Genomic DNA, 24,158 nt, shown 5'->3' on the forward strand with positions numbered 1-24,158 from the left:
GTGTTCAGGCGTGCGGGAAGTGGCGTTGCAGACCCTGCCATACGTCGTCGTAGCGGGGCTGGAGATGGCCGGCGCCCGCGGCCTGGGCCGTGGCCGTCACCGGCCACCGTGTCTCGAACATGAACGCCAGCCCGTCGTCCACCTTCTGCGGCCGCAGCTCGGCCGCGGAGGCCCGCTCGAAGGTGTCCCGGTCCGGGCCGTGCGCCGACATCATGTTGTGCAGCGAGCCGCCACCGGGCACGAAGCCGCCCTTCCCGGCGGACTTCGCGTCGTAGGCGCCCTCGATCAGGCCCATGTACTCGCTCATCACATTGCGGTGGAAGTACGGCGGGCGGAAGGTGTCCTCGCCGACCAGCCAGCGCGGCGCGAACACCACGAAGTCCACCCCGGCGAGCCCCGGGGTGTCCGAGGGCGAGGTGAGCACCGTGAAGATCGACGGGTCCGGGTGGTCGTAGCTGATGCTGCCCAGCACATTGAAACTGCGCAGGTCGTAGACGTACGGCAGATGGTTGCCGTGCCAGGCGACGACGTCCAGCGGGGAGTGGTCGTAGCGCGCCGACCAGAGGTTGCCGCAGAACTTGCTGACCACCTCGACGGGGCGCTCCACGTCCTCGTAGGCGGCGACGGGGGCGCGGAAGTCCCGTGCGCTGGCAAGGCCGTTGGCGCCGATCGGGCCGAGGTCGGGGAGCTGGAAGGGGCGGCCGTAGTTCTCGCAGACATAGCCGCGGGCGCCGGCCGGGCCGTCCTCGCCCGGGGTGCCGGTCGGGTCCACCCGGAAGCGCACCCCGCGCGGGATCAGCAGCACCTCGCCGGGGTGCGCCGCCAGCCGCCCGAACTCGGTGTGCACCAGCAGCCCGCCACGCTCCGGGACGATCAGCAGCTCGCCGTCCGCATCGCTGAACACCCGTTCCCGCATGGGGGAGTCGGCGTGGTAGAGGTGCACGGCCATCCCGGTGCGCTGGGTGGCGTCGCCGTTGCCGCCCAGGGTCCACAGGCCGGCCAGGAAGTCGGTGCCGGGGGCCGGTTCGGGCAGCGGGTCCCAGCGCAGCCGGTTGGGGTCGGGGACGGATTCGGTGAAGGGGGCCGAGCGCAGACCGCCGTTGCCGACGCGGACGAACGGGGGGTGCGCGGCCGAGGGGCGGATGCGGTAGAGCCAGGAGCGGCGGTTGTGGGCGCGCGGCTCGGTGAAGGCGCTGCCGCTCAACTGCTCGGCGTAGAGCCCCAGGGGGGCGCGCTGCGGGGAGTTCCGCCCGTGCGGCAGGGCGCCGGGAACGGCCTCCGAGCTGTGTTCGTTCCCGAAGCCGGAGAGATAGGTCAGGCTCCCGGCGGTCCTCGCGGTCGTGTCCGTGGCGTCCCCGTGCATCGTCGCTCCCTCGCAACTGATTCCTATGGTCGAGCATAGGAATCAGTGGTGAGGTGTGCAAGGGGACCGGACGGGGGTGGTGGCCTAGGCTCCGGACCAGCCGCGCGGCCCCCTTGCCGCGTGCAGTGTGTCCTGCGCCGTGTCCCGCGCAGACCCGTCGGAAGGAGGCCAGGCGTCCGTGCACCGACCCACCCCGCAGCCCGGTGCCCCCGGCACCGCCGCCCCGTCGCCCGCCCTGCGCCGCGCCCCCGTGCAGCGCCGCAGCGCGGAACGCCTCAGCCGCATCCTCGACGCCTGCGCCGCTCTGCTGGACGAGGTCGGCTACGAGGGCCTCAGCACCCGCGCCGTCGCCGGCCGGGCCGGGGTCCCGATCGGCTCCGTCTACCGCTTCTTCGGCAACAAGCGCGCCATGACCGACGCGCTCGCCGCCCGCAACCTGGACCGCTTCGCCGAGCACGTCGGCGGCCGCCTCACCGCCCTCGACCGGGGCGACTGGCGGGCCGCGATGGACGCCGTACTGGACGAGTACCTGGAGATGAAGCGCACCGCCCCCGGCTTCACCCTGATCGACTTCGGCAACCAGACCCCGGTCGGAGACCCGGCGCCCGAGCCCAACCGCCGGGTCGCGGACCGGGTCGCCGCCCTGCTCGCCGGGCACCTCGGCCGGGAACCGGACGAAGCCCTGCGCCGCACCTGCCTGGTCGCCGTGGAGTCCGCCGACGCGGTACTCCACCTCGCCTTCCGCGCCGACCCGGCGGGCGACCCGGCGATCATCCGCGAGACCCGGATCCTGCTCCACGCCTACCTGGCCCGCAGCCTCGACGACTGACCCGCGCCCACCCCGTGCGACCGCGTCGGCGTGGTCAGGACGCGCGGGTCTCGCGGTAGTGGCCCCACAGGGACCAGGCCCACACCAGGGCCGCGGGCGGCAGCAACCAGGTGGTGAAGGAGCCCGGATCGGGATCGCCGGCGACGTCCCACAGGAGGGCGACCACCAAGAGCGCGAAGAGCAGCCCGGACAGCAGCTTCCGGCGCGCGGCCCGGCGCGGTGCGGCGGGCCCGCCGGCCAGCCGCTGCGCGTACTCCCGCGGGCGCCCGAACTCTTCACCGGCCGCGCCACCGGAGGCCGCCAGATGTTCCCGGGCCTCCTCGACATGACCCCGCGCCGTCGCCGGGGGCATCCCGTACGCGCCCCGCAGTACGCCGTCGAGCCGGCCCAACCACGCCTCGTTGCCGCCCCGTTGTGCCTCCGGACCGTCCTCCGGTGCCGCCTGCGGGCCGATGAACCAGCGGCTCACCCGTTCCTCCGGCAGCAGCAGAGCGATCACGGCGGGCAGTGCGGAGAGGACCACCACGACGGGCGCCGGCACGGAGAACAGCGGCCCCTCCGGGAGCGAGCCGATGGTCAGGCCGATGACCGCCACCGTCACGACACCAGCGGCACACACCGTCCACCAGCCGCGGGTGCGCCCCGCGGTCCGCAGCGCCAGCGCGACCGTGGTCAGCAGCGCCACCATGCCGATCAGAACGGTCGCGGCGAGCGCCCGCCAGTCGACCGCGAACTCCGAACCGCCGCGGACCCAGCCGGTCACCGACAGCATCACCCCGATCGCGCCGAGGACGAGCAGCCCCCCGATGAAACCCTCGCCGGGCGTGGTGCCGTCGATGCCGCGGCAGCTCCGGTGCGCCTCGTCGATCCGTTCGGCGGCCACCTGGGCGGCGAAGTCGTCGGCGTCACCGAAGAGTTCGTGCGCCGGGGCGCCGGAGTCGGTGACGGCCTCGTACACCTCGTCGAGCACCTGGTCGGCCAGGCCCTCGGGAGGGTCGTGCCGCATGACCAGGCGGAGTCGGAACCTGCCCGCCCACAGCTTGTCCTCCTCCCGGTGCCAGGTCCGCCCGGTCGCCACCCCGCCCTTCGACCGTCCGAAACCGTCCTGCCCGCGCCGCTGCTGCCGTGATGTCATCTTCGGTCCTGTCCTCGTCACGTCGTCCATCGGTGTCGTTCATCGGTGTCGTCCATCGGTACGAATGCCCTGCCGAGCGGTGCGGCCGGGGCCGGGGGCGGGGTCATGGGCGGCCCGGATCGGACTGCGGTGCGTCGGACAGCAGGCGGGCGACGGATTCCCCGAAGCTCTCCCAGGCCGACCACTCCGCGTCCAGGCGCTTCCGGCCGGCCGGTGTGATGCGGTAGCACTTGCGTCCCGGACCGCCTTCGCCCGCACGCCAGTTGACCTCCACCGCGCCCTCCTCGGCGAGCCGGTTCAGCGCCGGGTACAGCGTCGCCGGCTTGACGGACTCCAGCCCCGCCGCGGTCAGCCGCTGAAGCAGCGCGTAGCCGTAGCTCTCCTCGTGCCGCAGTGCGCCGAGCAGGCAGAGCGGGAGCACGGCCCGCGCCCACACCCCCTTGCTGTCCGTCGCCATCCTCCGACCGTCCCTTCGCCCGGGTCCCGCTGCCCGACTGTTCGGGCGTTGGCGACTATTCTGAATCTCAGACTAGTGGAGTTGTCAAGAATCCCTGCCCGCGGAACGCTGCCGGCAAAGGGGGCGAGGGGGCCGGTAGTACTCAGGTCCGCGCGCGGCGCGAGGTGAGTACCGGTACGGATGGGAGGGGGCGCGGGGTGCGGCCAGGCTGGCGGTATGAGTGAGACACCCGTCAAGCAGCAGACCACCATGGCCTACCACGGGCAGGCCGTCGCCTCCTTCGCGGTGGCACTCGCCGCCACCACCATCGGCATCCTCAAGCTCCAGACCGACGCCTGGGTGCGCGCCTTCCTCGGGATCGCCGTCCTCTACCTGGTCACCTCCGCCTTCACCCTGGCCAAGGTGGTCCGGGACCGGCAGGAGGCGGGGCGGCTCGTCAGCCGCGTCGACCAGGCCCGGGTGGACCGACTCCTCGCAGCGCACGACCCGTTCGAGCCGTCCTGAACACCGTCCCGCCCCCGCCCGAACGGAGGCTAAGCGGCCGCTCAGGTTTCGGGTAGGGTGAAGGACCTGCCGTAGGAAGGGGCGCAGCCATGGGTGTGGCGGAGGAAGAGGCCGGCGCCGGAGACCTGTCCTGGAGCGAGGTCACCCCGGACGCGGCGAGGCGGCTGCTGCTCGCCGCCGTCGAGGCCTTCGCCGAACGCGGCTACCACGCCACCACCACCCGGGACATCGCCGGCCGCGCCGGGATGAGCCCCGCCGCCCTCTATATCCACTTCAAGACCAAGGAAGAGCTGCTCCACCGCATCAGCCGGATCGGCCATGAGAAGGCGCTGCACGTCCTGCTGGAATCGGCCGGCGGTACGGGCGCCCCGGCCGAGCGGCTGGCCACCGCGGTGCGCTGCTTCGTCCGCTGGCACGCCGACCAGCACACCACCGCCCGTGTGGTCCAGTACGAGCTGGACGCCCTGGGTGAGCAGGCACGCGCCGAGATCGTGGCGCTGCGCCGCAGGTCGGAGGGTGTGGTCCGGGAGATCATCGAGGACGGGGTGCGCGCCGGGGACTTCGATGTGCCGGACGTACCCGGCACCACCCTGGCGGTGCTCTCCCTCTGCGTCGACGTGGCCCGCTGGTTCAACGGGGCCGGCCCCCGCACCCCCGACGAGGTCGGCGCCCTCTATGCCGACCTGGTCCTCCGCATGGTGGGCGCCCGCGAGGCCTAGCCGGCGTCCGGGACGTCCAGCCGGTACCAGGTGTTCCCCGCCAGCAGATGGAAACCGTCGCCCTGGCCGAACGCCTGTGTCCCTGCGGGCAGTTGGCCCCGTCGGGCAGGACCAGGCGGTAGCGGGCGAGCGTCCGGCAGCGGCCGTCGTCCAGGGTGCCGAGGGTGAGCAGGCCGTGTTCGGGGCCGCCGCCCAGCAGCGCGGTCCGGGTGCCGACCACGGCCAGGGCCATCGCCTCGGTGGTGTTGGCCTAGGCGGTCACCGTGCCCTGGTGGACGCGGATCAGCGGGAGCCGTCGCGGGGCGGGGTGGGTGGTCCAGAGGGTGTCGCCGGTGAGGGTGAGCGGGCCGCACTCCGACGGTTCCGGACCTTCGCGGCCGCCCCAGCCGAGGTTCCCGTAGACCCCTTCGTCGAAGTAGCCGGCCCACACCTGGCCGAAGTGGTGGTCCGCAGGCGGCCGATGCCGTCGCCGAGGGTGGCTCGGCGGTCGGGCGGCCCTCCGCGTCGTAGACGACCGCGTTCCGCTCCGGGCCGTTCTCCCGCATGGGCACCGGGCGCCCACCACCAGCGTCCGGCCGCCGGGCAGCGGTTGGACGAGGGGGTGGGCGGAGCGGAGCCCGTCGAGTGCGGTGCAGGTGGTGTGCGGCCGGGGGTGTGGGTGGTGACCGGGTGGGGCGGACGGGACTGCGGGAAGCGGGCACCGCCGGGCCCGGTGGCCATTGCCGAGAGCGCGGGCAGCGCCTGTACGGCCGCCCGGACCGCGTCCTCGGCCTGCCGCTGCCCGCCGCCTATCGGGTGCCGGTTCAGAAGTAGAGCCGGGAGACCGCGTCCGCGACGCAGACCGGCAGGTCGCCGCCCTCCCGCTCCAGGAAGACCCTGAGCGTGAACTGCACCGCGTCCGTCACATCGGTCACCGCGGTGATCACCCCGGTGGCCCGCAGTCGGGAGCCGACGGGCACGGGAGAGGGGTAACGCACCTTGTTGCTGCCGTAGTTGACGCCCATTGTGGAGCCTTCGATCCGCAGCAGTTGCGGGGTGAGGGCGGGCAGCAGGGACAGGGTGAGATAGCCGTGCGCGATGGTGGTGCCGTACGGGCCGTCCTTGGCGCGTTCGGGGTCGACATGGATCCACTGGTGGTCGCCGGTGGCTTCCGCGAACAGGTCGATACGCCGCTGGTCGATCTCCAGCCAGTCGCTCGGGCCCAGTCGATCGCCGATCGCGGCGCGCAGCTCGTCTGCGGAAGTGAAGATCCTCGGCTCAGCCATCTGACGCTTGCCCTCTCGTTCCATGTCCAGTCCGTGCGGGTACCGCACCGCGCGCCCGTCCGAGCGCCTGCTGAGCATGGAGTGAGGTGCCGAAACCTGTCAACGACCTTTGGTTATGGTCTCACGGCAGGTGGCTGGTGGTGGTCGGTGAGGGGGAGTTCGAGGGGTGGGGGTCGGTCGCGGAGGTCGTCAGGCGGAGACCGGGAGGCGGGCGCGGTGGGCCCGGCTCACGGCGGCGTCGGTGAGCACCGGACGCGGGACCACGATGCCGCAGGCCCGGCAGACCGGACCCGAGGAGGGGCGGCGGGCCAGGCCCTGCTCCCAGACCAGCCGGGTGTCCCGGCAGACGGGGCAGTCCTCGCCGGGCGCCCGCTCCAGCGCGGCGATCAGCCGCCGCAGTACCTCGGCCAGTGGCTGGTCCGGGTGGAGTCGGGGGTCGTCGCACCAGGCGACGCCGAAGCCGCCCCAGGTCAGCCGGTGCCAGTCGTCCACACTGCCGGGCCGCCGCAGCCCGTGGTACTTCTCCCGCCGGCGGCGCTCGGCGAACTCGGCCTCGTAGGCGAGCCAGACGGCCCGTGCCTCCTCCAACTCCTCCAGGGCGGCGATCAGCCGGGCCGGGTCGGGGGCGCGGTCCTCCGGGTCGAAGCCCGCCCGGCCGCACAGATGGTCCCAGGTGGCGCGGTGCCCGTAGGGGGCGAACCGCTCCAGGCACTTGCGCAGCGAGTAGCGCCGCAGCGCCAGATCGCATCTCGGATCGCGCACCTGTCTTGCGAGACTCCGGAATCCGGCCATCGCTCTGCACCTCCGTCACACGTGCTGCCGTACGCCGGCCTCGTCGTACGGACGTCACTCGTCAGACGTACGGGAAGGCCGATCGGATCCCGGGTGGGGTGCTTCGGCGTGGAAAACCCGGGTCAAAAAAACGTGACGCTTGTTCATCTTCACGGCGGAGCATACCGGCGGTAACCTCCGGCACACCATCGTCGGGAGGAGCAGGAATGCGACGCCGCACCCCACCTACCGAGACCGGCCCCCGCCGTCTCGGCAGGGCCCGCAGAGCCGCCGCCAGACTCGCCGCCACCGCCGTACTCGCCCTCACCGCGGGCCTGTTGGCGCCCACCGCCGGTGCGACGGCGACCGGTGGGCAGGCTCGGGCGGCGGCGGACGGGGACCTGTGTGCCGGGCAGTGTTCGGACATCCTGCCGCCGGGCACCAACGGCAACGCCACCCTGGCCGAGATCCTGGCCCACCGCCTCTTCGGCAGCCAACCGGGCCACGCGGACGACATGCTCGGCCCCTACGACGCGCTCTCCGCCGGCTCCGCCTCGCTCACCGACGACAAGCTGACCGAGTTCTTCAACGACTCCTCGTTCGGCGTCCCCGCCGGCCAGATCGCCTCCGTCAGCAAGCCCCGCGAGGACGTCACCATCACCCGCGACAAGCGGTTCGGCGTGCCGCACATCAAGGGCTCCACCCGCTACGGCGCGGAGTTCGGCGCCGGTTACGCGGCGGGGCAGGACCGGCTCTGGCTGATCGACCTCTTCCGGCACATCGGCCGCGGCGAGCTGACGTCCTTCGCCGGCGGCGCCTACGCCAACCAGGGCCTGGAGCAGGAGTTCTGGCCGCAGGCCCCGTACACCGAGCAGGACCTCCAGCGGCAGGTCGACTACCTGAAGAGCAGGACCGGGGAGCGCGGGGCGCAGGCCATGAAGGACGCCCAGGCCTATGTCGACGGCCTCAACTCCTATGCGAAGAAGTCGAAGGACGGCCGCTACTTCCCCGGCGAGTACGACCTCACCGGCAAGATCGACCCGATCACCAACGTCGGCGAGATCGAGCCGTTCAAGGTGACCGACCTGATCGCGCTGGCCTCCGTGGTCGGCGGCCTCTTCGGCAACGGCGGCGGCGGAGAGGTCTCCTCGGCCGTCTCCCTGCTCAAGGCCCAGCAGAAGTACGGCGTGCGGCGGGGCACCGAGGTCTGGGAGTCGTTCCGCCAGCGCGACGACCCGGAGGCCGTCCTCACCCTGCACGACGGCCAGTCCTTCCCGTACGCGGAGAAGCCCGCCCGCGCCGAGGGGATGGCGCTGCCCGACGACGGCTCGGTCGAGGCGGAGCAGCTTGTCTACGACCGCACAGGCTCCGCGCGGCAGGGGCAGCAGACGAAGAAGGACCCGGTCAAGGCGCCGAAGCGGCTCAAGCCGCTCCAGGGCATCAACGACCACGGGGTGCTGCCCGCCGACCTGTTCTCCCCGCGCGGTGACGCCGCCGCCCGCAAGGGCATGTCCAACGCGCTGCTGGTCTCCGGCAAGCACACCGCGAGCGGCAACCCGGTCGCCGTCTTCGGCCCGCAGACCGGCTACTTCGCGCCGCAACTGCTGATGATGCAGGAGATCCAGGGCCCCGGCATCAGCGCCCACGGCGTCTCCTTCGCGGGCGTCGGCATGTATGTCCAGCTCGGCCGCGGCCAGGACTACGCCTGGTCGGCGACCTCCGCCGGGCAGGACATCACCGACACCTACGCGGTCCAGCTCTGCGAGCCCGACGGCTCCAAACCGACCCGGCGGTCCGGGAGTTACCTCTACCACGGCACCTGCACCCCGATGGAGAAGCTGGAGCACACCAACGCCTGGAAGCCGACGCTCGCCGACTCCACCGCCGCCGGCTCGTACCGGATGCAGGTCTTCCGTACCCGGTACGGCATCGTGACGCACCGGGCCACCGTGGACGGCGAGCCCGTCGCCTACACCTCGCTGCGCTCGACCTACCGCCATGAGGCCGACTCGATCATCGGCTTCCAGATGTTCAACGACCCGGGCTTCGTCAAGGACGCCAGGACCTTCCAGCAGGCCGCCGAGCACGTCAACTACACCTTCAACTGGTTCTACGCCGACGCGGAGAACATCGCCTACTTCAACTCCGGCGCCAACCCCCAGCGCGCCCGGAACGTCGACGCCTCCTTCCCCGTCAGGGCCCAACCGGCCTACGAATGGCGGGACTTCGACCCGAAGGACAACACCGCCGCCTACACCCCGCCCGAACAGCACCCCCGGTCCGTCGACCAGGACTACTACATCTCCTGGAACAACAAGCAGGCCCAGGACTTCTCGGCGGCCAACCTCAGCATGGGCGCCGTGCACCGGGCCGACCTGCTCGACGGGCGGGTGAAGAAGCTGGTCGAGAAGGGCGGCGTCACCCGCGCCTCGCTGACCCGGGCCATGGCCGACGCCGCCGTCACCGATCTGCGCGGCGAACAGGTCCTGCCCGAACTGCTGAAGGTGCTCCGCAGCAAGCCGGTCACCGACCCGGCGGCGGCGAAGGCCGTGCGGCAACTGGAGTCCTGGCGGGACGCGGGCGCCAAACGCCTGGAGACCACGGCCGGTTCGAAGACCTACGCCCACTCCGACGCGATCCGCGTACTGGACGCCTGGTGGCCGAAGCTGGTCGAGGCGGAGTTCAGGACCGGCCTCGGAGACGGGCTCTGGCAGGCGCTCACCGCCCAACTCGCCGTGGACGAGTCACCTTCCGCGGGCCACGGTCCCACCGGCTCCCACGCCGGCTCCGCCTTCCAGTACGGCTGGTGGGGATATGTCGACAAGGATCTGCGTTCGGTGCTGGGTGAGCCGGTGAAGGGGCCGCTGGCCCGCACCTACTGCGGCGGCGGCGACCTCGGGGCCTGCCGGGACACCCTGCTCGCCACCTTCACCGCGGCGGCCGCGGTACCGGCCACCGAGGTCTACCCGGGCGACGACACCTGCGAGGCGGGCGACCAGTGGTGCTCCGACGCGATCGTGCAGCGCGCGGTAGGCGGCATCACCCACCGCCCCGTCCAGTGGCAGAACCGGCCGACGTACCAGCAGGTCGTCGAGTTCCCCGCACACCGGTAGGCGGGCTGCTGTGACGCCGGTGGCTCGGGCCTCAACAGGGCCTGGGCCACCGGCAGTTGGGGATCAGTGGCCGCCCGGCTCGTCCTCGCCGGTCAGGCGGCGGCGCCGGGTGCGCTCGGCCGGGTCCGAGCGGCGGGTGTCGTGACCCTGCCCGGTGCGGTGCGGGCTGCCCGCCAGCGCCCGCCGCATCTCGGCCGCCTTCGCCCGCACATGCGCCGGATCCGCGGTGGGCCCGGCCCCCGGTGCGAAGCGGTGCTCCGGTGCCCGGCACTCCGGGCAGGCCGCCCCGGAACCGGTCAACTGCCCGTCCTCGCACCGCGGTTCACGGCAGGCGGACGGGGCCAGCAGGGCGGTGGCGATGTCCTCGGGGGAGTGGCGGCGGCGCCCGTCCTCGTCCGTCTCGTACAGCGCGTGCGACCAGCGGACGCCCCAGCGGCGCTCCAGGCGGTCCAGCAACTGGTCCGGGGTACGCCGCTCCAACTCCCGCCGCACCAGCTCCGGCAGCGCCTGTGGCACCCGGTGCCCCAGCGCCTGGAGCAGCGGCTGCGGAAAGGCCTGAAGCACGTACCCCACCGGGTCGGTGCCCGCACGCGCCCGCCAGCGGCGGCAGGGGCAGCCGCCCCGGGCCAGCAGCGGCCGCCGGCAGCGGGCGCACAGCCCTCGGCACTCCGCGCACACCCCGCCCGCCAGCCCCTCCAGATGCGGGGCCGGCGCCCGGCCGCACTCCCGGCAGCAGGCCGCGCACGGACCGCACAGCCGCTCCCCGCCCTGGTGGGTGCTCCACGGCCGCTGCTGGCAGCGGCAGCACAGGCCCGAGTCGCAGAAGGCGTCGTGCTCGGCGGCGGGACGGCGTCCCGCGAACGGTGACTGCACGGCGGCCTCCGGCGCTGACGGCCGGCGGACGGCACCGCCGGCGGGGAAACGATGACCTCCCGAGGGTACCGAGCCACCGCACGGCACCCCCGGGGCCGCCCGGCCGGGGCGGGTCAGCGGCACCGGCCGGGCGGCGGGGTCAGCGGTAGCGGAGGTAGCCGCCGCGGACCTTGCGGAACGCGGTCAGCTCGTCGTGCCAGCCGGCCGCCACCTCCCGGGTGTCCGCCCCCGCGTCGATCATGGTGCGGACCTGGGTGGAACCGGTGAGCTTGTCGATCCAGTTGTCCTCCCGCCAGGCGAAGCCCGACCAGGTCTTCTTCGCGGTGACCAGCAGTCCGATACCGGTGAGCACCGGGTCGAAGGCCTCCCGGTCCTGGACGTGCACCTGCACCCCGCCCACCGTCTTGCCCTGGAACTTCGAGAAGGTGGGCGCGAAGTACGCCTCCCGGAAGGCCACTCCGGGCAGCTCCAACCCGTTCGCCGCCTCCGCCCAGCGCCGGTCCACGCCCTCCGCGCCGAGGAGTTCGAAGGGGCGGGTGGTGCCGCGGCCCTCGGAGAGGTTGGTGCCCTCGAAGAGGCAGGTGCCGGAGTAGACCAACGCCGAGTCCACGGTGGGCATGTTGGGGCTCGGCGGCACCCACGGCAGCCCGGACGCGTCGTAGAAGTCGCCCCGCCGCCAGCCCTTCATCAGGACCGTCTCCAGCTTCACCGGCTTCTCGATGAACTCGCCGTTGTAGAGCAGCGCCAGCTCGGCGACGGTCATCCCGTGCGCCTGCGAGATCGGCTTACGGCCCACGAAGGTGGCGAACTCCTTGTGCAGCACCGGCCCGAGCGCCGCCCGCCCGCTCACCGGGTTCGGCCGGTCTAGCACCACGAACCGCTTCCCGGCGAGCGCCGCCGCCTCCATGCAGTCGTAGAGCGTCCAGATGTACGTGTAGAAGCGCGCCCCCACGTCCTGGATGTCGAACACCACGGTGTCGACGCCGGAGGCGGTGAAGATGTCGGCCAGCGCCTGACCGCTCTTCAAGTACGTGTCGAACACCGGCAGTCCGGTCGCCGGGTCGTCGTAGCGGCCCTCGGAGCCGCCGGCCTGCGCGGTGCCGCGGAAGCCGTGCTCGGGCCCGAAGACTGCGGTCAGCCGCACCCGCTTGTCGGCGTGCATCACATCGACGATGTGCTGCACCTCGCGGGTGACGCCGGTGGGGTTGGTGACGACGCCCACCTTGTCGCCGTCGAGCAGGGCGTAGCCGTCCGCGGCGAGCCGCTCGAAACCGGTGCTGAGCGGGCGGCCGTGCGGTGCCGCGGCCGCTGCGGGCACGGCCGTGACGGCCCCCGCGGCCACAGAGGCGGTACCGGCGGCGAGCAGACCTCGTCTGGACAGGTGCATGAACGTGACCTCCCGGGAGACTGACCCGGGCCCGCGGATCGTGCGGGCCCCGGCGCACGCTAGCGCGCACAAGGGGCGCGAGGGAACGAGATCGGCACCCCTGGATCACACGACCCTCACCCGCCCCCGGACCGCCACCGCCGAACGGCGACTGACATACATTCACAAACCCCACCAGAGCGGATATCGATCCTGGTCCTCACCGCGGTGGCGACGCTGGCCCTGGACCTGGTGTACGCGGTGATCACCGGTCTGGCCGTGGCCGCCGAAGTCCGGGTGGTGATCCTGGGGATGTCGCAGCTGTCGACCATGGACGCCACCGGCGCCCTCGACCTGCTTCGCCACCAGGACCGCGAGTACGCCACCACACCTGAGGCGAACCAGGGCGCCCGCGACCACCTGGAACGGATCGGCCTCCTGCCCGCCGCCGCGTCCGGACGTCAGAGGGTGACACCGGACCGTGTCACGACCCGCAGCCACGGGCCGTCAGGCACGTTCGCGTCGTCGACGAAGCGCCAAGTCACCCGGTCCTCCTGCCCGTTCCGCTCCGAGAACCCCAGGCAGCCGTTCAGCGCCGGTGAGACGTCCATGCCCGCGTTGTTGAACGCTTTCTGCGCCGGCCGCGCGTCCTCGTCCCCGAGTACGTACCCGGCGTCGTGGTAGAGCCCGTCGTGCGAGGGGCCGGCGTCCTCGATCTGCCCGTAGCAGGTGCGCCCGTTCGGGCCCGTGATCGCGACCCATCGGTTCTTCATGTACGAGAAGCCGCGGTCGTCGCAACGGCCGGTGTAGCCCGGGTCGTTCGCCCACGGGATCGTCTCGCACCGCTTCGCGAAGCCGATCGGATCGTTGAGGTCGTCGTAGGGCAGATCGAGGTAGAACGGGTTCTCGCGCGGTGTGATCCCGCTGCTGGGGAAGAAGTCGTTCTCGGCCACCCGCTTCTCGGTGTCGCAGGAAGCGCTCCCGGGATGCGCGACGCCGTCGCAGCCGCCGGTGCGCGCACCCGCGCAGCCCTCGGCCGAGTCGGGCACCGCTCCTCTCGCCACCCCCGACCAGTGGAAGGCCCACTGGCTGTCGTAGCTCGAACACACCTGGCTTCCGTCGGGTACCGCCGGATCGAAGACCTCGCCCACCCAGAAGGTGGTGGCGACGATGTCGGTGTGCGGCGGATAGCTCCGGGAACCTTGCCGGGAGGCCGGCTCGGAGCAGGCTGTGGCCGAGCCCGCCACGGTCACGGCGGCGAGCAGGAGAGCGAGGCGCTGCGGTTGCCGCAGCCGGCCGATCCGATGGCGCACCGTGTGTCCTCGTCCGCGGGTGGTCCGCGAGCCGCCGACTCGCGGTGATGTCCAACAGCTTCGCGCTCTCCGGAATCGCGCCCGGTCCCGCCATCCTCCACGTCACCGATGCTGTGCGGCCTGTGGACCGTCCTCGTCGCCGCCGTGACGACGGTACTCGTGGCAGTCCGGGAACGGCACAGGCGGGGGTGGGTCGCGGCGCATCAACTCGCCTGCGCGGAACGCCCGTTGGCCGTCCGCCGAGCCCCGTCCTCAGAGCACCAGCGCCGCCGCGCAGCAGGCCATCGCGATGGTGCAGGCGGTGGCGAGGAGTGCCGTACGAGGGGTGAACGGGCGCGGGGTGCCGGGGGCGGCGAGGCGGCGGATGCGGCGGTCGGCGACCGCCAGGAACCCCACGATCAGCAGCAGACACACCCCGCCCGCCAGCGTCGGAACCGGCTCCAGCCCGCCCCGCAGACACGCCTTGGCCGCGAGGACGCCCGCCACCGTGCAGGCGAGGGTGGTACGCCGCCAGGCCAGCCGGGTCCGCTCCGGCTGGAGGCCCGGATCGCGGTCGGGGCGGGCCGCCGGTGGCGTCAACCGGCCCACCGTCCCAGCACCATCACCACCATGGCGACCGCGACCACCGCGACCGCCAGGCTCAGCGTGGCCGGGAAGCGGGACACCGGCAGGTCCTCCCCGCGCCGCATGGCCCGCTCGCACCGCATCCAGTGGTGGACGGCACGCAGCGCGCACAGCACCCCGCAGCCGAGCAGGGCGACGGAGAGCCCGACCCGCCAGCCCCAGCGCAGCCCGGGCAGGAACTGGTCCACCGCGAAGCCGCCGCCGATCAGCGCCAGCGCGGTGCGCAGCCAGGCCAGGAAGGTGCGCTCGTTGGCGAGGGAGAAGCGGTAGTCGGGCGTCTCGCCCTCCTCCGCGAGCCGCTCCGGCGCGAACCAGTGCCGCAGCGACTCCCTCACCGCGCGTCCCCGCCGGCCCCGGTCCCGCCGGTCCCGCCGGTCTTCTCGCGGTCCGACGCCCGCAGCGCACACAGCCGCCGGTAGGTGGCGAGGCCGTCCGGTGTCCACTCCCAGGTGGTCAGGCGCCGCTCCAACTCCTCCTCGTCCAGGAAGGCGTGCCAGGCGACCTCCTCCACCTGCGGGTGGACGGGCAGGGTGCAGCGGACCTCGTAGACCGCCGACCACCAGGAACCCAGCCCGGGGTCGTCGTAGAGGTAGGTGAAGAGTTCGGTGGGGCGGGGGAGGCCGGTGACGCCGAGTTCCTCCTCGGCCTCCCGGAGTGCCGCCTGCGGATAGCTCTCGCCGGTGCCGACCACACCGCCGACGAACATGTCGTACCGCGAGGGGAAGATCATCTTGGTGGGGGTCCTGCGGTGGACGAAGACCCGGCCCTCGGCGTCCCGGACCAGGACGAAGACGCTGCGGTGGCGGAGCTTGCGCGCGTACACCTCACCGCGGGTGGCCTGCCCGACGACGCGGTCCCGCTCGTCCACCACATCGAGGATCTCGTCGGCGTCCCGCCCGGTGAGGGCGCCGGCAGCGGCCTCGGGCGCGCCGCTCTCTGGCCGTGGCCTGGGGTCTTCGGCGACTGTCATGCTCCTCATCCCATCACGGCCTGGCCCACGGCTTCCGGGTCGGCCCGGCCCGCGGCCCTACCGCGGCTGGAGGTCCGGTACCTCCTCGGCCGGTGCGGACCCCCGTGGCATCGCCGGATGCATCCCCAGCAGCACGATGCCCACCACGATCGCCGCCAGCCCCGACGCCTCCCACGCGAGAGCGCCCGCGTCGGTGCGGAGCCGGTCGCCGAGGAAGCCCACCCCGCAGGCGATACCGGCGAGCGGCTGGGCCGCGGTCAGCGCGGGCAGCGACATCCGCAGCGAGGCCGTCTCGAAGGCGCTCTGCACCAGGATCAGCGAGATGATGCCGAGCGTGACCATCGCGTACGGCTGGTAGCCGGAGAAGAGCAGGCCCCAGCCGCCCTCCGTGACCCGCTCCCCGCTGATCCGGGTCAGCGCGTCCTGCACCCCGTAGAGCAGTCCGCCGGCCACCGCCAGCAGTGCGGGCCCGGCGGCGAACGGGGAGCGTTTGGCGAAGGCGGCCAGCGAGAGGGCGCAGCCCACCATCGCGCCCATGATCACCCAGTGCCGCCAGGGGTCGCTCGTCGCGTGCCCGGCCTGCGGCTGCCCCGCGACGATGAACGCGGTGACCCCGCCGGCCAGCAGCGCCAGCCCCAACCAGCCCTGCCGGCCCAGTGGTTGCCGGGTCTGGCGGCGGGACAGGGCCAGCGCGAACAGCAGGTTGGTCGCCAGCAGCGGTTCCACCAGGGACACCTCGCCGCGGCCCAGGGCCACCGCCCCCAGCGCCATCCCGCACACCATCAACCCGATCCCGCCGAGCCACACCGGCATCCGCATCAGGTCGAGCAGCAGCCGCCAGGACAGGAAGTCACGCAGCGGGGCGCGCTGGGCCGCGTTCTGCTGGAGCACATAGCCGAAGCCCAGGCAGCAGGCGGCACACACGGCGAGGACCAGGACGAGAAGGGACACGCTGCGCACCTCACGACAGCAGGCTGCGGGGGCTCAGGGCTCCTCACGGGGGAGGGGCTTTCCCGCGACGATAGCGCCCCGGGACACCGAGTGCCCCTTCCGGCAGGGCTTACCGGACCAGGCCGCGCGCACCGCCGGAAGCCGTCACCCCGCGGTTGACTCGGGCCACCGGAATCAACAAGATCTGACCGACGGGTAACCGGACGAGTAACCGACCGACCGCCGGGCGGTCACGGCGAGGGGTGCGCAGCCATGGCGCAGGACGCGGACGTCATCGTGATCGGCGCGGGGCTGAGCGGGCTCGCCGCCACCGCCGAACTGGTCGACGCCGGGCGGAAGGTGATCCTCCTCGACCAGGAGCCGGAGCAGTCCCTCGGCGGCCAGGCGCACTGGTCGTTCGGCGGCCTCTTCCTCGTCGACTCGCCCGAGCAGCGCCGGATGCGGATCCGCGACAGCCACGCCCTCGCCCTCCAGGACTGGCTGGGCACCGCCGGCTTCGACCGGCCCGAGGACCGCTGGCCGCGCCGCTGGGCCGAGGCCTATGTGGACTTCGCCGCCGGTGAGAAGCGGTCCTGGCTGCGCCGGCGGGGCGTCCGCTTCTTCCCCGTCGTCGGCTGGGCCGAGCGCGGCGGCTACGACGCGGGCGGCCACGGCAACTCCGTCCCCCGCTTCCACGTCACCTGGGGGACGGGACCCGGCCTGGTCGAACCCTTCGAACGGCGGGTGCGGGAGGGGGCGGCGCGGGGCCTGGTCGAGTTGCGCTTCCGGCACCGGGTGACCGGTCTCGCCCGCAGCGCCGGCACCCTGGACACCGTCACCGGCGAGGTGCTTGAACCGTCCGACGCGCCCCGCGGCGAGGCCAGCAACCGCACCGCCACCGGCACCTTCGAACTCCGGGCCCAGGCGGTGATCGTCACCTCCGGCGGCATCGGCGGCAACCACGACCTGGTACGCGCCAACTGGCCCGAGCGCCTCGGCACCCCGCCCAGCACGATGCTCTCCGGGGTGCCCGCCCATGTGGACGGGCTGCTGCTCGGCGTCACCGAGGAGGCGGGGGCGCGGCTCATCAACCGGGACCGCATGTGGCACTACACCGAGGGCATCCGCAACTGGAACCCGATCTGGGCCGGGCACGGCATCCGCATCCTGCCCGGCCCCTCGTCCCTCTGGCTGGACGCCCGCGGGCGGCGGCTGCCGGTGCCGCTGTTCCCCGGGTTCGACACCCTGGGCACCCTCGACCACATCATGCACAGCGGCCACGACCACACCTGGTTCGTGCTGAACCGGCGCATCATCGGCAAGGAGTTCACCCTCAGCGGCTCCGAGCAGAACCCGGAGCTGACCGGGCGCTCGGTGCCCGCCGTACTGGAGCGGGCCCGCCTCGCCAGGACGGACGCGCCGGGCCCGATCAAGGCGTTCATGGAGCAGGGCGCCGACTTCGTGGTGGAACGCGACCTCGGCGCCCTCGTCCGCGGGATGAACGCGCTCACCGGGGAACCCCTCATCGAGGAGGAGGCCCTGCGCCGCACCCTGGTCCAACGCGACCGGGAGATCGCCAACCCGTTCACCAAGGATCTCCAGGTGACGGCGATCCGCGGCACCCGCCGATTCCTCGGCGACCGGCTCATCCGCACCGCGCCCCCGCACCGCATCCTCGACCCGAAGGCGGGCCCGCTGGTCGCGGTACGGCTGAACATCCTGACCCGCAAGACCCTCGGCGGACTGGAGACCGACCTCTCCTCCCGGGTCCTCACCGAGGACGGCACCCCGCTGCCCGGCCTGTACGCCGCGGGCGAGGCGGCCGGTTTCGGCGGCGGCGGGGTGCACGGCTACCGCTCCCTGGAGGGCACCTTCCTCGGCGGCTGCCTCTTCTCCGGCCGCGCCGCGGGCCGTGCCGCGGCCGCCGCCGTGAGCTGATCCCACCACTCCCACCACGGGTACGGCGGCGGTCAGGTGTGCGGGGTGGGGCCGGTGTACGCCTGAAGTGCCTGCGCGGCGCGTGCGGCGATCTCCTCGGGGGTGCCGGTGACCTCGACCTCGACACCGGCCTCGTCCGGCTGGAGCGGCTGGAGCGTGGCGAACTGCGAATCGAGCAGCGCCGCCGGCATGAAGTGCCCCCTGCGGTGCGTCATCCGGTCCTCGATGAGCGCGCGGTCACCGGTGAGGTGGACGAAGACGACGCCCGGCGCCCCGGCCCGCAGCCGGTCCCGGTAGGCGCGCTTCAGGGCCGAGCCGCTCACCACTCCGCCGAGCCCGGCCCGGCCGCGCGCCCAGGTGCCGATCGCGTCGAGCCAGGGCCCGCGGTCGGCGTCGGTGAGCGGGACGCCGGCGGTCATCTTGGCGATGTTCACCGCGGGATGGAAGTCGTCCCCCTCGGCGTACGGGACACCGAGGCGTTCGGCGAGCAGCGGGCCGACGGTCGTCTTCCCGGTCCCCGCCACGCCCATGACCACGACGACCCGGGGGGTGTACCGGGTGTTCACCACTGCCTCACCGCCCTCGGCTCGTCCTCGTCGACTCGCTGCCACCACACCGGACCCCATCAGGTACGACCCATGGGCCTCGCCCGTCACCCCGTCAGATCGCCGTCCACATACACCCAGGCGCCGTCCACCCGCTCGAAGCGGCTGTGCTCCGCCAGTACCTCCGCCGTGCCCCCGTCGGTGTGGTGGGCGCGGAAGGCGACCGTGCCGGTGGGGTGGAAGGCGCTGCCGCCCGCCACCGCCACGATCTCCAGGCCCGTCCACCGCAGCCTCGGATCGAGGCCGAGCCGCGCGGGCCGGGTCCGCGGATGCCAGGTCCGCAGCAGATACGCCTCGTCGCCCACCGCGAAGGCGCTGTACCTGGACCGCATCAGCGCCTCCGCCGTGGGCGCCGCGGCCCCGCCCCGGTGGTACCGCCCGCAGCACTCCGCGTACCCCGGCCCCGCACCGCACGGGCAGGCCGCCCCGTCCGGTATCCGCATCCCGGCGGCGCGCGCCGCGGAACCGGCCGCGCCGGAAGGGCGGGCCGGGCCGGAGGAACGGGGGGAGCGGTGTGTGCGTCGAGCCATGCGGACATTGTGCCGGTCGCCACTGACAACGGTGCGTGACGGGGGAGCGGTCCCGGTCCACCGCCCTGCGTTCCCCACCCCGCGCAGGCGCCACCCTCAAGGGTCTGATGACCTGGGCGCTCGACCGCAGACGGCTCCCGGGGTCGGGCCTTCGGCGGCAACGCCCGCTCCCCGCAAGGCCGTTGAGCCCCGCCCGGGAGCGTGCCGGGCGTCTTGACAGTGGACGCCGTGCGCCGAGTAGCCTTTGGGCGTCCGTGAGGTCTAGACCACCATGAGGTGCTTCATGGGAAGACGCAGGATGACCACCGGCATCAGCGCCCTCGCCGGCGTGCTGACCCTGGCGGCGCTGCCCGCCTCCGCCGGGGCCGCCACACCCGGCTCGGCGCGGGCCGCCGGCACCGCGCAGGCGGCCCTGCCCCCGGTGTCCCCGACCCCGCGGTCCCTCGGCCGCACCGGCGCCGGCACCCCCGTCACCCCGCGGGTCACCGTGGTCGCCGACGACGCCACCGACCGGCCCGCCCGGGACCGGCTGATCCGCGAACTCAAGGCGCACGGCGCCCGGCACATCGCCCAGGAGACCCCGGACCAGTCGCCCGACCGCGGCCCCGGCACCCTCACCGTCCGCCTCGGTCCCGCCCAACGCCCGGACATCGCACGGGCGTTGGGCGACACCACCGTCCCCGACCAGGCCGAGGGCTACGCACTGCGGGTCGGGAACGGCCAGATCGCCCTCGGCGGCACCGACGGCGCCGGCCAGTTCTACGCCGTACAGACCCTGCGCCAGCTCCTCCAACGCCAGGGCGCCCACTGGCAGGTGGCCGGAGCCCAGGTCAGCGACCACCCGTCGATGCCCCTGCGCGGCACCATCGAGGGCTTCTACGGCGAGCCCTGGACCCAGGCCGAACGCCTCGACCAGATGGACTTCCACGGCGACATCAAGGCCAACACCTACGTCTACGCGCCCAAGGACGACCCGTACCACCGCGACAAGTGGCGCGACCCCTACCCCGCCGACAAGCTGGACGAGTTGGGCACCCTGGTGCGGCGCGCCACCGCCAACCACGTCCGCTTCACCTTCGCCGTGTCCCCGGGCACCTCCATCTGCTACTCCGACCCGGACGACCGCAAGGCCCTCATCGCCAAGCTCCAGTCCCTCTACGACCTGGGCACCCGCGCCTTCTCCATCCCGCTGGACGACATCAGCTACACCAAGTGGAACTGCGCCGGCGACGAGCAGGCCTACGGCGCCCCCGGCCGCGCCTCCGCCGCCAAGGCCCAGGTCGACCTGCTCAACACCCTCCAGCGCGACTTCGTCGCCACCCACGAAGGCACCCGGCCCCTCCAGATGGTGCCCACCGAGTACGGCAACCTCACCGACACCGAGTACAAGAAGATCCTGCGGGACTCGCTCGACCCGGCGGTGGTCGTGATGTGGACCGGGACCGCCGTGGTGCCCCCGTCCATCACCGTCGAGCAGGCCGACGCCGCCTCCCGCCTCTTCGGCCGCAAGGTCTTCGTCTGGGACAACTATCCCGTCAACGACTACGGCAACACCTCGGGCCGCCTGCTGCTCGCCCCGTACGACCACCGCGAAGCGGGCCTCGCCGCGCATCTCTCCGGCATCGTCGCCAACCCGATGAACCAGCCCTACGCCAGCAAGATCGCGGTCTTCGGCGCCGCCGACTTCACCTGGAACGACACCGCCTACGACGCTGGCACCGACTGGCCCCGCGCACTCGCCTACCTCGCCGGCGGCGACCGCGACGCCACCGACGCCCTCGGTGTCTTCGCCGACCTGGAGCACCTGGCGCCCACCTTCGGCGAGACCCCCTGGCAGCCGCAGGCACCCGAACTCACCCGCCGCGTAAGCGAGTTCTGGGACAAGTGGGACGCCGGAGAGCAGAACGGCGCCCTGCGCGACCTCCGGGCCTACGCCCAGCGCATCGCGGCGGCCCCCGCCACCATCCGTGCCGGAGCCGTCCAACCGGGCTTCGTCACCGACGCCGCCCCCTGGCTCGACGCCACCGCACTCTGGGGCCGCGCCACCGTCACCACCCTCGACGCCCTCGCCGCCCACCACGCGGGCAAGACCGAGCAGGCCCGCACCCTCCTCGGCACGTCCGAGGACCTCCAGACCCAGGCCCGCGCGGTACGCACCGAACCCGCCCGCAACAAGTGGGGCAGCGTCCAACCCAAGATCGGGGACGGAGTGCTGGACACCTTCCTCGCCGACGCGGCCGGCCGCATCACCGGCTGACCCCGCCACGCCCGGCCCCCGCCAGGGGCCGGGCACAGCGAAACCCCACGGGCGGGGACAGGCCGCCCGTGGGGTCCGGCGCCCATGGTAGCCGCAGCCGGATCAGCCGCGGCTCAGTCCCAGGGCGCCATAGCAGTGCCGGTGATCGTCCGCGGCGGGCCGCCCGGTGTCCGGACGCCACTGGTGCACCTCCACCAGACCCGGCTCCACCAGGTCGAACCCGTCCACCAGCGCCGCGATCTCCGCCTTGCTGCGGATCTGGGTGGGGATCCCCTGCTCCCGGTACAACTCCTCCACCGCCCGCCACGCGGCCGGTGCGAACTCGTCCGTACCGTGGCTGAGGATCACACAACTCCCCGGCGCCAGCGGCGCGGTGATCGCCTCCACCACACCCCGCGGATCATCCTCGTCCGGTACGAAGTGCAGCACCGCGGCCAGCACCACCGCCACCGGACGCGACAGGTCCAGGGTGCGCCGGGCCGCGGACAGCACCGCCGCCGGATCACGCACATCGGCGTGCAGATACGCGGTGGTGCCCTGCGGCGTCCCGTCCAGCAAGGCCTCCGCGTCCCGCAGCAGACTCAGATCGTTGTCGACGTACACCACCCGCGCCGACGGCCGTACCGCCTGGGCGACCTGGTGGGTGTTCGGCTCCTGCGGCACCCCGGCGCCCACGTCCAGGAACTGCCCGATCCCGAACTCCGCCGCCGCGGTCCGTACCGCCCGCCGCACGAACCCGCGGTTCGACGAGGCGATCAACTCGGTGTCCCCGAGCAGATCGGCCACCTGCCGCGCCACATCCCGATCCCGCTCATTGCCACTACTGCCGTGCTGGTACGTCGAGTACAGCCGGGCGGCACTCGCACGGCCCGCGTCCCCCGGCGCCCGCCGCCGCTCCGAGTCATCCGTCACACCGCGCAGTCTAGGCCGCATCCGGGCAAACCGTCCCGGTCGTTGACGAACATACGCACGGGAACGCGAGAAGGGCGCCGACTCTGATCGGCGCCCTCGCGTATTCCATGGTGTCCGAGGGGGGACTTGAACCCCCACGCCCGATAAAGGGCACTAGCACCTCAAGCTAGCGCGTCTGCCATTCCGCCACCCGGACCGGTGATCGGCGCGGTCTCCCGCGGCGACGTGGAAAACCATAGCAAACATCGGGGGGTGCTCCGTCCCCCACCGTGCCCTTGGGCGGCAGGGGGTGGGCGGGCGAGGATGAGGGGGACCACCAGCGACAGCGCGGGAGGAAACCAGCGTGAGCGAGTCGAGTGCGGCGGGCGCCCGAGTGACCGGCGAGGACGAGGTCGTCGACCTCTGCCGGGACCTGATCAGGATCGATACCAGCAACTACGGGGACCACTCAGGTCCCGGAGAGCGCCAGGCCGCCGAGTACGTGGCGGAGCAGCTCGCCGAGGTCGGACTCGAACCGCAGATCTTCGAGTCCCACCCGGGCCGCGCCTCCACCGTGGCGCGCATCGAGGGCGAGGACCCGTCCCGGCCCGCGCTGCTCATCCACGGGCACACCGACGTGGTGCCCGCCAACGCCGCGGACTGGACGCACGATCCGTTCGCCGGCGAGATCGCCGACGGCTGCGTCTGGGGCCGCGGCGCCGTGGACATGAAGGACATGGACGCCATGACCCTCGCCGTCGTACGCGAGCGGATGCGCACCGGCCGCAAACCCCCGCGCGACATCGTGCTGGCCTTCCTCGCCGACGAGGAGGCCGGCGGCATCTACGGCGCACGCCACCTGGTGGACCGGCACCCGGGGCTCTTCGACGGCGTCACCGAGGCGATCGGCGAGGTCGGCGGCTTCTCCTTCACCGTCAACGAGAACCTGCGGCTGTACCTGGTGGAGACCGCCCAGAAGGGGATGCACTGGATGCGGCTCACCGTGGAGGGCACCGCGGGCCACGGCTCCATGACCAACACGGACAACGCGATCACCGAACTGTGCGAGGCCGTCGGCCGCCTCGGCCGCCACCAGTGGCCGGTCCGCGTCACCAAGACCGTCCGCTCCTTCCTGGACGAGCTGTCCGACGCGCTCGGCACCCCCCTGGACCCGGAGGACATGGAGGCCACCCTCGCCAAGCTCGGCGGTATCGCCAAGATGATCGGCGCCACCCTGCGCAACTCGGCCGCCCCCACCATGCTCGGCGCCGGCTACAAGGTGAACGTCATCCCCGGCTCCGCCACCGCCCATGTCGACGGCCGCTTTCTGCCCGGCTACGAGGAGGAGTTCCTCGCGGACCTGGACCGGATCCTCGGCCCGCGGGTGCAACGCGAGGACGTGCACGGCGACAAGGCGCTGGAGACCAGCTTCGACGGCGACCTGGTCGACGCGATGCAGACCGCGCTGCGCGCCGAGGACCCCATCGCCCGCGCCGTGCCGTACATGCTCTCCGGCGGCACCGACGCCAAGTCCTTCGACGATCTCGGCATCCGCTGCTTCGGTTTCGCCCCGCTCCGGCTGCCGCCCGAGCTGGACTTCGCCGGGATGTTCCACGGAGTGGACGAGCGGGTGCCGGTCGACGGCCTCCAGTTCGGCGTGCGGGTCCTGGACCGCTTCATCGACGCGTCCTGATCCGGCCGGCGA

At 72.9% G+C, this 24,158-nt stretch carries 23 protein-coding genes, 1 tRNA gene and 1 pseudogene; 8 read left to right on the forward strand and 17 right to left on the reverse strand.

What is annotated here, in order from left to right:
- Positions 1-4: 4 nt before the first annotated feature.
- A complete protein-coding gene (hmgA, locus tag ACFVST_RS17645) occupies positions 5-1,363 on the reverse strand; it encodes a homogentisate 1,2-dioxygenase (RefSeq protein WP_390152218.1) in 1,359 nt (452 codons plus the stop codon).
- A gap of 178 nt (positions 1,364-1,541) precedes the next feature.
- Here hmgA and ACFVST_RS17650 point away from each other — a divergent pair, with 178 nt between their 5' ends.
- Positions 1,542-2,192, forward strand: a complete 651-nt coding sequence (locus ACFVST_RS17650; protein ID WP_390152221.1) for a TetR family transcriptional regulator — start codon at positions 1,542-1,544, stop codon at positions 2,190-2,192.
- A gap of 34 nt (positions 2,193-2,226) precedes the next feature.
- Here ACFVST_RS17650 and ACFVST_RS17655 read toward each other — a convergent pair whose 3' ends face one another.
- The gene (locus tag ACFVST_RS17655; RefSeq protein ID WP_390152223.1) at positions 2,227-3,327 is read right to left on the reverse strand and encodes a hypothetical protein; all 1,101 of its coding nucleotides are present in this window, start codon (positions 3,325-3,327) and stop codon (positions 2,227-2,229) included.
- A gap of 103 nt (positions 3,328-3,430) precedes the next feature.
- On the reverse strand, positions 3,431-3,784 hold the full coding sequence (locus ACFVST_RS17660) for a PadR family transcriptional regulator (RefSeq protein ID WP_390152226.1): 354 nt from the start codon (positions 3,782-3,784) through the stop codon (positions 3,431-3,433).
- Positions 3,785-4,000: 216 nt separating this feature from the next.
- On the opposite strand from ACFVST_RS17660, the gene ACFVST_RS17665 reads away from it, so the two are divergent.
- The gene (locus ACFVST_RS17665) at positions 4,001-4,288 is read left to right on the forward strand and encodes a YiaA/YiaB family inner membrane protein (RefSeq protein ID WP_390152229.1); all 288 of its coding nucleotides are present in this window, start codon (positions 4,001-4,003) and stop codon (positions 4,286-4,288) included.
- Between the two features lie 89 nt (positions 4,289-4,377).
- Entirely contained in the window at positions 4,378-5,007 is a 630-nt protein-coding gene (locus ACFVST_RS17670) for a TetR/AcrR family transcriptional regulator (RefSeq protein WP_390152232.1), read from the forward strand.
- 250 nt (positions 5,008-5,257) lie between these two features.
- On the opposite strand, the gene ACFVST_RS17675 is transcribed toward ACFVST_RS17670, so the two are convergent.
- From ACFVST_RS17675 to ACFVST_RS17685, 3 genes are all read right to left on the reverse strand, one after another.
- The gene (locus ACFVST_RS17675) at positions 5,258-5,437 is read right to left on the reverse strand and encodes a hypothetical protein (RefSeq protein WP_390152234.1); all 180 of its coding nucleotides are present in this window, start codon (positions 5,435-5,437) and stop codon (positions 5,258-5,260) included.
- A gap of 373 nt (positions 5,438-5,810) precedes the next feature.
- Positions 5,811-6,272 carry a MaoC family dehydratase gene (locus ACFVST_RS17680; protein ID WP_390152236.1) on the reverse strand — a complete coding sequence of 154 codons (462 nt, stop codon included), beginning with the start codon at positions 6,270-6,272 and terminating at the stop codon, positions 5,811-5,813.
- 189 nt (positions 6,273-6,461) lie between these two features.
- On the reverse strand, positions 6,462-7,064 hold the full coding sequence (locus ACFVST_RS17685) for a hypothetical protein (RefSeq protein ID WP_390152239.1): 603 nt from the start codon (positions 7,062-7,064) through the stop codon (positions 6,462-6,464).
- 206 nt (positions 7,065-7,270) lie between these two features.
- Here ACFVST_RS17685 and ACFVST_RS17690 point away from each other — a divergent pair, with 206 nt between their 5' ends.
- Entirely contained in the window at positions 7,271-10,156 is a 2,886-nt protein-coding gene (locus ACFVST_RS17690) for a penicillin acylase family protein (protein ID WP_390152241.1), read from the forward strand.
- 63 nt (positions 10,157-10,219) lie between these two features.
- Here the strand turns inward: ACFVST_RS17690 and ACFVST_RS17695 are convergent, their stop codons facing one another.
- Together ACFVST_RS17695 and ACFVST_RS17700 are read right to left on the reverse strand one after the other, a co-directional pair.
- Entirely contained in the window at positions 10,220-11,029 is an 810-nt protein-coding gene (locus tag ACFVST_RS17695; protein WP_390152244.1) for a hypothetical protein, read from the reverse strand.
- Positions 11,030-11,168: 139 nt separating this feature from the next.
- Positions 11,169-12,416: an exo-beta-N-acetylmuramidase NamZ domain-containing protein gene (locus ACFVST_RS17700; protein WP_390152247.1), complete on the reverse strand. Its 1,248-nt coding sequence runs from the start codon at positions 12,414-12,416 to the stop codon at positions 11,169-11,171.
- A 189-nt stretch (positions 12,417-12,605) separates the two neighbouring features.
- Here ACFVST_RS17700 and ACFVST_RS17705 point away from each other — a divergent pair.
- Positions 12,606-12,851 (forward strand): annotated as a pseudogene (locus tag ACFVST_RS17705) (hypothetical protein); the annotation flags it as partial.
- A gap of 5 nt (positions 12,852-12,856) precedes the next feature.
- Here ACFVST_RS17705 and ACFVST_RS17710 read toward each other — a convergent pair.
- The 5 genes from ACFVST_RS17710 to ACFVST_RS17730 all read right to left on the reverse strand — a co-directional run bounded on the left by ACFVST_RS17710 (position 12,857) and on the right by ACFVST_RS17730 (position 16,253).
- Positions 12,857-13,708: a hypothetical protein gene (locus tag ACFVST_RS17710; protein ID WP_390152250.1), complete on the reverse strand. Its 852-nt coding sequence runs from the start codon at positions 13,706-13,708 to the stop codon at positions 12,857-12,859.
- A 252-nt stretch (positions 13,709-13,960) separates the two neighbouring features.
- Positions 13,961-14,287 carry a DUF202 domain-containing protein gene (locus tag ACFVST_RS17715; protein ID WP_390152252.1) on the reverse strand — a complete coding sequence of 109 codons (327 nt, stop codon included), beginning with the start codon at positions 14,285-14,287 and terminating at the stop codon, positions 13,961-13,963.
- Positions 14,284-14,667, reverse strand: coding sequence for a YidH family protein (locus ACFVST_RS17720; protein ID WP_390152254.1), 384 nt, complete (start codon positions 14,665-14,667; stop codon positions 14,284-14,286). Before ACFVST_RS17720 ends, ACFVST_RS17715 begins: the two co-directional genes overlap by 4 nt.
- Positions 14,664-15,302 carry an NUDIX hydrolase gene (locus tag ACFVST_RS17725; protein ID WP_390152257.1) on the reverse strand — a complete coding sequence of 213 codons (639 nt, stop codon included), beginning with the start codon at positions 15,300-15,302 and terminating at the stop codon, positions 14,664-14,666. The genes ACFVST_RS17720 and ACFVST_RS17725 overlap by 4 nt, the downstream gene beginning before the upstream one ends.
- A gap of 57 nt (positions 15,303-15,359) precedes the next feature.
- Positions 15,360-16,253, reverse strand: a complete 894-nt coding sequence (locus ACFVST_RS17730; protein ID WP_390152260.1) for a DMT family transporter — start codon at positions 16,251-16,253, stop codon at positions 15,360-15,362.
- Positions 16,254-16,505: 252 nt separating this feature from the next.
- Here ACFVST_RS17730 and ACFVST_RS17735 point away from each other — a divergent pair, with 252 nt between their 5' ends.
- Positions 16,506-18,170, forward strand: a complete 1,665-nt coding sequence (locus ACFVST_RS17735; RefSeq protein WP_390152263.1) for an FAD-binding dehydrogenase — start codon at positions 16,506-16,508, stop codon at positions 18,168-18,170.
- A gap of 32 nt (positions 18,171-18,202) precedes the next feature.
- Here the strand turns inward: ACFVST_RS17735 and ACFVST_RS17740 are convergent, their stop codons facing one another.
- Together ACFVST_RS17740 and ACFVST_RS17745 are read right to left on the reverse strand one after the other, a co-directional pair.
- Positions 18,203-18,700, reverse strand: coding sequence for a gluconokinase (locus tag ACFVST_RS17740; protein ID WP_390152282.1), 498 nt, complete (start codon positions 18,698-18,700; stop codon positions 18,203-18,205).
- Positions 18,701-18,822: 122 nt separating this feature from the next.
- Positions 18,823-19,305, reverse strand: coding sequence for a YchJ family protein (locus ACFVST_RS17745; protein WP_390152266.1), 483 nt, complete (start codon positions 19,303-19,305; stop codon positions 18,823-18,825).
- 283 nt (positions 19,306-19,588) lie between these two features.
- On the opposite strand from ACFVST_RS17745, the gene ACFVST_RS17750 reads away from it, so the two are divergent.
- Positions 19,589-21,562 carry a beta-N-acetylglucosaminidase domain-containing protein gene (locus ACFVST_RS17750; RefSeq protein WP_390152269.1) on the forward strand — a complete coding sequence of 658 codons (1,974 nt, stop codon included), beginning with the start codon at positions 19,589-19,591 and terminating at the stop codon, positions 21,560-21,562.
- 102 nt (positions 21,563-21,664) lie between these two features.
- Here the strand turns inward: ACFVST_RS17750 and ACFVST_RS17755 are convergent, their stop codons facing one another.
- Together ACFVST_RS17755 and ACFVST_RS17760 are read right to left on the reverse strand one after the other, a co-directional pair.
- Positions 21,665-22,474: an SAM-dependent methyltransferase gene (locus ACFVST_RS17755; protein WP_390152272.1), complete on the reverse strand. Its 810-nt coding sequence runs from the start codon at positions 22,472-22,474 to the stop codon at positions 21,665-21,667.
- 108 nt (positions 22,475-22,582) lie between these two features.
- A tRNA-Leu gene (locus ACFVST_RS17760) sits at positions 22,583-22,670 on the reverse strand.
- A 147-nt stretch (positions 22,671-22,817) separates the two neighbouring features.
- Between ACFVST_RS17760 and ACFVST_RS17765 the strand changes: the two genes are divergently transcribed.
- On the forward strand, positions 22,818-24,146 hold the full coding sequence (locus tag ACFVST_RS17765; RefSeq protein WP_390152275.1) for a M20/M25/M40 family metallo-hydrolase: 1,329 nt from the start codon (positions 22,818-22,820) through the stop codon (positions 24,144-24,146).
- Positions 24,147-24,158 lie beyond the last annotated feature (12 nt).

This window comes from Streptomyces sp. NPDC058045 (genome assembly GCF_042885635.1).
Lineage (GTDB): Bacteria > Actinomycetota > Actinomycetes > Streptomycetales > Streptomycetaceae > Streptomyces.

Bases quoted from the DNA above. Each gene is read 5' to 3' on its own strand.
- ACFVST_RS17725 (WP_390152257.1), bottom strand. From the start codon at position 15,302: ATGACAGTCGCCGAAGACCCCAGGCCACGGCCAGAGAGCGGCGCGCCC.
- ACFVST_RS17670 (WP_390152232.1), top strand. From the start codon at position 4,378: ATGGGTGTGGCGGAGGAAGAGGCCGGCGCCGGAGACCTGTCCTGGAGC.
- ACFVST_RS17745 (WP_390152266.1), bottom strand. From the start codon at position 19,305: ATGGCTCGACGCACACACCGCTCCCCCCGTTCCTCCGGCCCGGCCCGC.
- ACFVST_RS17655 (WP_390152223.1), bottom strand. From the start codon at position 3,327: ATGACATCACGGCAGCAGCGGCGCGGGCAGGACGGTTTCGGACGGTCG.
- ACFVST_RS17665 (WP_390152229.1), top strand. From the start codon at position 4,001: ATGAGTGAGACACCCGTCAAGCAGCAGACCACCATGGCCTACCACGGG.
- ACFVST_RS17740 (WP_390152282.1), bottom strand. From the start codon at position 18,700: ATGGGCGTGGCGGGGACCGGGAAGACGACCGTCGGCCCGCTGCTCGCC.
- ACFVST_RS17680 (WP_390152236.1), bottom strand. From the start codon at position 6,272: ATGGCTGAGCCGAGGATCTTCACTTCCGCAGACGAGCTGCGCGCCGCG.
- ACFVST_RS17690 (WP_390152241.1), top strand. From the start codon at position 7,271: ATGCGACGCCGCACCCCACCTACCGAGACCGGCCCCCGCCGTCTCGGC.
- ACFVST_RS17735 (WP_390152263.1), top strand. From the start codon at position 16,506: ATGGCGCAGGACGCGGACGTCATCGTGATCGGCGCGGGGCTGAGCGGG.
- ACFVST_RS17700 (WP_390152247.1), bottom strand. From the start codon at position 12,416: ATGCACCTGTCCAGACGAGGTCTGCTCGCCGCCGGTACCGCCTCTGTG.
- ACFVST_RS17750 (WP_390152269.1), top strand. From the start codon at position 19,589: ATGGGAAGACGCAGGATGACCACCGGCATCAGCGCCCTCGCCGGCGTG.
- hmgA (WP_390152218.1), bottom strand. From the start codon at position 1,363: ATGCACGGGGACGCCACGGACACGACCGCGAGGACCGCCGGGAGCCTG.
- ACFVST_RS17685 (WP_390152239.1), bottom strand. From the start codon at position 7,064: ATGGCCGGATTCCGGAGTCTCGCAAGACAGGTGCGCGATCCGAGATGC.
- ACFVST_RS17660 (WP_390152226.1), bottom strand. From the start codon at position 3,784: ATGGCGACGGACAGCAAGGGGGTGTGGGCGCGGGCCGTGCTCCCGCTC.